This is a genomic window from Candidatus Zixiibacteriota bacterium, from assembly GCA_040753495.1.
GTDB lineage: Bacteria > Zixibacteria > MSB-5A5 > GN15 > PGXB01 > DYGG01.
The window spans coordinates 1-5,948 of record JBFMEF010000130.1 but is presented as its reverse complement, the minus strand read 5'-3'; the positions used below and the strand labels follow the sequence as shown (position 1 = coordinate 5,948).

Sequence of the window (5,948 nt, the reverse complement as noted above, 5' to 3'; positions counted from 1 at the left end):
GAACCGCAGAAACCTTAAAATCCCCGTCATACTGACGACGCTTCTCCAACATCGTGAACACCTCCTTAAAATCAAATATACATCAGACCTTATTTCAGTGTCCACTCTTTCGGGGGAAGCTCAGACCCTTGACCCCCGTGTCCATATGGTGTCGGTCGAGCGGTCTTGACATCTTCTTCTGACACAAGATCATTGTACGGAACAGAACCATTACCCATTCCCCCCCTACACCGCAAAATCCTTCTTCACCGGGCCGGCCTGCACTATCTCCGGCGGGCAGCCATCCCGAAATTTCTTGAAATTCTCAATGAATAACGCGCCCAGTTGCAAATACTTATCTTTATACGCGTGACGGTCATCCCAGGTATTAATCGGATTGAGCACTTTCTCCGGCACCCCTTCACAACTTTTCGGCACCTGGAAACCAAAGACCGGGTCGGTATAATATTCTACGTTGAGAAGTTTCCCGTCCAGCGCCGCATTGAGCAGGGCGCGGGTATGATGAATACTCATCCGCTTTCCGATTCCGTATGGTCCGCCGGTCCAGCCGGTATTGACCAGCCAGCAGTTGACCTTATGCTTCATAATCTTGTTCTTGAGCATCTCGGCATAATGGTACGGATGATGCACCATAAAGGGGGCCCCGAAACAGGCGCTGAAAGTAATTTCCGGCTCTTTCCCCAGCCCGATTTCGGTGCCGGCAACCTTGGCGGTATATCCGGAAATAAAATGATACATCGCCTGCTCCGGAGTAAGCTTCGCTATCGGCGGCATTACCCCGGAGGCGTCACAGGTCAGCATTAAAATATTTTTCGGATGCCCCGCCATCTTGTCCGGAACGGCATTCTCGATAAAGCTCAGCGGATAGGATGCTCTTGTGTTCTCGGTCCGCATATCATCGTCAAGGTCAAGCAGACGAGTCACCGGGTCGAATATCACGTTCTCCAGAATCGTCCCGAATTTCCGAGTGCAGGCATAAATCTGCGGTTCGGCGGTAGGGGAGAGGGCGATTACCTTGGCATAGCAGCCATTCTCAAAATTAAAAATCCCTTCATCACTCCAGCCATGCTCATCATCGCCGACCAGTTTCCGTTTCGGGTCAGCCGAAAGGGTAGTTTTGCCGGTGCCGGAGAGACCAAAAAAGAGGGCCGATTCGCCGTTGTCGCCGACATTGGCGGAGCAGTGCATCGTCATTATTCCATCCAGCGGCAGAAGATAATTAAGCACCGTGAAAATCGATTTCTTAATCTCCCCGCCGTAACCGCTTCCGCCAATCAGGCAGATTTTCTGGTCGAAACTGAGAAGAATAAAAGTCGGGCTCAGGGTGCCGTCCACTTCCGGCATCCCTTGAAACGACGGCACCGCGATGACGGTGAATTCCGGCACGAATTTCTTCAATTCATCATTGGTACTCGGCGGGATAAACATATTCCGCGCAAAGTGAGAGTGCCAGGCAAGCTCCGTGACAATTCTGACCGGCAGACGGTAATTCGGGTCGGCGCCGCCGTAACAGTCCTGCACGAATATATCCCTTCCTTCAAGAAATCCGAGCAGGCGCTGATAGACGGCGTTGAATTTGTCCACACTGAAGGGCCTGTTGTACTGCCCCCACCAGATATTCCCTTCGGAATTGGGCTCCCGCACGATAAACTTATCATTGGCGGCGCGCGCCGTATGTTTGCCGGTATTGACTATAAATGGTCCCTGGAAGGAGATTCTCCCTTCGCCCCGGAAAATCGCTTCCTCGTAGAGCGCTTCGGTGGGAAGATTCCAGTAAACATTGTTCAGATTTCGAAAGCCGATATGCTCCAGTCCGAATTCGCTTTTAAGGCTTTTCGCCTGGGACAGCGCCGGCGTCTTTATATCCAGTATGTAATGGCTCATTTCCAGTCTCTCCTGTATCTTCTGTCGCCAATATAGATCTCATTCGGGGATTCGGGGTCCAGCGCCCATTTTATCCGCGCCACCCCTTCCATTATCTCCTTGACCGAACCGCAGTAACTCAAACGCAAATGCCCCTCCAGGCCGAATTCTTTCCCCGGCACCGTCACCACCAGCGCTTTCTCCAAGAGGAACTTCGAGAGCGCCACCGAGTCTTTGCTGTATGCGCTGAAGTCCGGAAGGCAATAAAATGTCCCGTCGGGCGGGATAATTTTCACGCCGGTGAAGGCTCGCAGTTCATTCACCATTACATCGCGGTTATTCTGAAGCATCAGCCGCAGCGCCTCCACTCCGCTCTGCACTCCATTCAATGCTCCCGCCGCCGCCTCCTGAAGGACCACCGACGGACAGGACATATTCTGCGCCTGAACGTTTATCATCGCTTCTATTATCTTGGTGTTGGCGACAGTCCAGCCGATACGAAAACCGGTCATGGCGTACATCTTCGATACCCCGTTGACAACAATCAGCCGCGAGGAATCGGACTGGTCTTTGGCGTATTTGTAGCACGATACCGCCTGTTTCCCGTTAAAAACCAGTTTGTGATAGATATCATCCATTATCAGGTAGATATTTTTCTTCTCGCACAGCTCCACAATCTGCGCAATAAACTCCGCGGGATAGACCGCCCCCGAGGGATTATTAGGGCTGTTGACTATTATCGCCTTGGTATAAGAACTCATCACTTCTTCGATATCTTCTATACTCGGAAGAAACCTGCCATCCTCCGGTCCCACAATCACCGGTTTGCCGTACACCATCTTTACAATTTCCGGGTAACTTACCCAGTATGGCGCCAGGATAATCACTTCATCCTGCGGGTCAACCAGGGTCACCATCAGGTTGTAAATCGAATGTTTCGCCCCGTTGGAAATTATTACATTCTTGGTGCTGATAACTTTCCTGTAACTCTCTTCGGTGTACCGCACCACCGCTTTAATCAGCGATGAGATACCTTCGGTCGGCGTATAGCGAATATCCGCCGTGGTCAGTTTCGCCGCGCCGTTTAAAATCGCATCCAGCGGCACTTTGCTTTTCGGTTCGCCGGCGCCCAGATGAATCACCGGTTCGCCGCGGTCGCGAAGTTTCCCCGCCGCTTCGTTCAATTTCAGCGTCGGCGACTCCTTAATGTCCCGCGCCAGTTTGCTTATGGTCATATTTTCATCCTTTCATTAGCATCGCTATGGCGGTGGTATCGACAATATCCTGCGCCGAACAGCCGCGCGAGAGGTCATTGGACGGCTTGGCCAGTCCCTGTATTATCGGTCCGGTGGCGCTGGCATTGGCCAGCCGCTGGGTCAATTTATAGGCAATGTTCCCGGCATCCAAATCCGGAAATATCAGCACATTGGCATACCCGGCAATCTCCGAGCCAGGCGCTTTCGATTTCGCCACCTCCGGAACAATCGCCGCATCCACCTGAAATTCACCGTCGACTTTCAAGTCAGGATAGTTCTTTCTTAAAATCTCCAGCGCCGCCAGGACTTTATCGACATCCTCATGTTTCGCCGAACCTTTGGTCGAAAACGAAAGCATCGCCACTTTCGGCTCTTCACCTATCAGGTTTTTCATCGTCTGCGCCGTCGAGACCGCTATCGATGCCAGCTGCTCCGGGTCCGGATTCGGCACCACCGCGGAATCGGCATACAAAAAGACTTTGTTTACCTGGTCGCGGTATTTCGGCACCACCATCATAAAAGCCCCCGAGACTGTCTTTATCCCCGGCGCCATTCCTATCACCTGAATCCCCGCCCGCAATACATCTCCGGTTGTGTTCACAGAGCCGGCCACGGAACCGTCGGCTAAATCTTTCCGCACCAGCATCGCTCCGAAAAAGAGAATATTCTTCATTGTCTCTTCGGCTTGCGCCTGAGTTATCCCTTTGGCTTTCCGAAGTTCATAATACTCTTTGGTAAAAGCGGGGAGAAGCTCGCTTTTTTTTGGGTCAATCAGCTGTACTTTGTCTAACTCCAGGGCGTACTCTCGGGCATGCCTGGCGACAGTATCTTTATCTCCCAGTATCGTTACCGAAGCAATCTTCTGCTCGACTATCATCTTTGCCGCCGCTATCACCCGCGGCTCATGCCCCTCCGGAAGCACCACCCGTCTTTTCTTCGCTCGCGCCTTCTCTTTAATTACCTCAAGAATATTTTGCCCCTCACCAGATGTTGCTGTCATTATATCTTCTCCTGCAAATTATATCCAAAAATCCTGTCTGCATCTTCATCGCAGGTCGAATCCTTTATGGTTTCGACATTTTCGTCCCCGCCTACGGCGAGGATGAATTATTGTCAAAACCCAAGAGGGATTTTGACCTACTCGACTATCTCTCATTCAACTCCGGGTTCGCCAGCGAATCGTGGCTCAGGGTCCCCGCGACCCTGACTGTCATTCACGCGAAGGCGGGAACCCAGTGCGATGCACGAAGCCGTTACGGTTTCGTGCCTTTCCTCTGTGCGCGGCTCCGCTTAAGGCGGAGTCCTTCATCTGCTCGTATCCCTACCTCTCATTCAGCTCCGGGTTCGCCAGATACGCCTCTATAAACTTATCTAAATCCCCATCCATCACCGCCTGCACATTCGAGGTCTCCACGTCTGTCCGATGGTCTTTCACCATGTTGTAGGGATGAAACACGTAACTTCGTATCTGGCTTCCCCATTCGATTTTCTTCTTCGATTTCTCTATCGCGTCCCGTTTCTTCCGCTGCTCTTCCACCTGCAACTGATAAAGCCGCGAACGCAAAATCCGAAACGCCACCTCCCGGTTCTTTATCTGGCTTCGCTCATTCTGACACTGCACCACTATTCCGGTCGGGAAATGGGTAATACGCACCGCCGATGAGGTCTTATTCACATGCTGCCCGCCGGCTCCGGAGGAGCGATAGGTATCTATCCGTATATCATCATCTTTTATTTCAATCGCGATATTATCTTCCACTTCGGGATAGACAAAGACCGAGACAAACGACGTATGCCGTCGGCTGTTGGCGTCAAACGGCGATATCCGCACCAGCCGATGCACTCCCGATTCCGCCTTGAGATAGCCATAGGCATACTCTCCCGTAATTTCGAGCGTCGCCGATTTCAAGCCCGCTTCTTCGCCCGGAAGGTAATCAAGCAGGCTCACTTTATATCCCTTTATCTCGCACCAGCGGTTGTACATCCGGAAAAGCATCTCGGCCCAGTCCTGTGACTCGGTGCCGCCGGCGCCGGGGTGAATAGTCAGTATGGCGTTGCGGGCGTCATCAGGACCGGAGAGCAATGTCGCCATCTCCAGCTTTTCCATATCGGCGCTCATCTGCGCCAGCGACTGCTCGATTTCTCTGGCGTCGGCGGAGTCTTCTCCTTCGGTCAGCGCCAGAAGTTCTTCCATGTCGGTGAGGTCGCGATTGAATTTCTCGACTTTATCGAGCCACTTGCGGTGTTCCGAAATCTCTTTGAGGATAGATTGCGCCCGCTGATTATCGCTCCAGAAATCCTGGGCGTGGGTCAACTGCTCCAACTTGTTAATTTTTTCACGACGTCCTTCCAGGTCAAAGAAACCTCCCTAATTTGGAAAGTCGTGTCTTTAAATCAGATATCGTATCTTTCGCAGTTCCAATCATATTTCCATATCCTCAAAGATGCCGTATATATATCGGAAAAAATGTGAAAAGTCAAATGGAATTAGATGGACGAATTTCCTCTTAATCATATTGTCAAGGTTGCGGCAGGTCTTAGCCCAGTAGGTCAAGTCCCTCGACCACGGTGGCCTTTTGCGTGCCGGTCGAGCGGACTTGACAACTTCTAATTTCGCGCTCGATTCGTCTTGCTCGATATTTTAACAACGCCCTCAGAAGCCCTTCAACGTTGCGGCAGGTCTTAGTTTCCGCCGCAAGCGAAAGCGTGACCTGCCGCTCTCTCCCTTGACATTCGATTCCCGATACCCCAACTTGATAATATGGGCCTCCGGTTTCCCAATCAGATAGACTGCCCTTGCTTCTTTGTGACAACATCCTTCAAAAACCG

Annotated in this window: 4 protein-coding genes; all 4 read right to left on the bottom strand. The window is 51.7% G+C overall.

All coding sequences use genetic code 11. The features are described 5' to 3' along the window. Positions 1-225: 225 nt before the first annotated feature. Positions 226-1,884, bottom strand: coding sequence for a phosphoenolpyruvate carboxykinase (ATP) (gene pckA, locus AB1690_08645; protein MEW6015377.1), 1,659 nt, complete (start codon positions 1,882-1,884; stop codon positions 226-228). Then, positions 1,881-3,098 carry a pyridoxal phosphate-dependent aminotransferase gene (locus AB1690_08640; protein MEW6015376.1) on the bottom strand — a complete coding sequence of 406 codons (1,218 nt, stop codon included), beginning with the start codon at positions 3,096-3,098 and terminating at the stop codon, positions 1,881-1,883. Before AB1690_08640 ends, pckA begins: the two co-directional genes overlap by 4 nt. A gap of 4 nt (positions 3,099-3,102) precedes the next feature. Next, positions 3,103-4,119: a phosphate acetyltransferase gene (gene pta / locus AB1690_08635; GenBank protein ID MEW6015375.1), complete on the bottom strand. Its 1,017-nt coding sequence runs from the start codon at positions 4,117-4,119 to the stop codon at positions 3,103-3,105. 321 nt (positions 4,120-4,440) lie between these two features. Continuing rightward, positions 4,441-5,545, bottom strand: a protein-coding gene (prfB, locus tag AB1690_08630; GenBank protein ID MEW6015374.1) for a peptide chain release factor 2 whose coding sequence is annotated in 2 segments (ribosomal slippage) — positions 4,441-5,487 and positions 5,489-5,545 — 1,104 coding nt in all. Because the reading frame shifts where the segments join, the coding sequence is not laid out codon by codon here. Positions 5,546-5,948 lie beyond the last annotated feature (403 nt).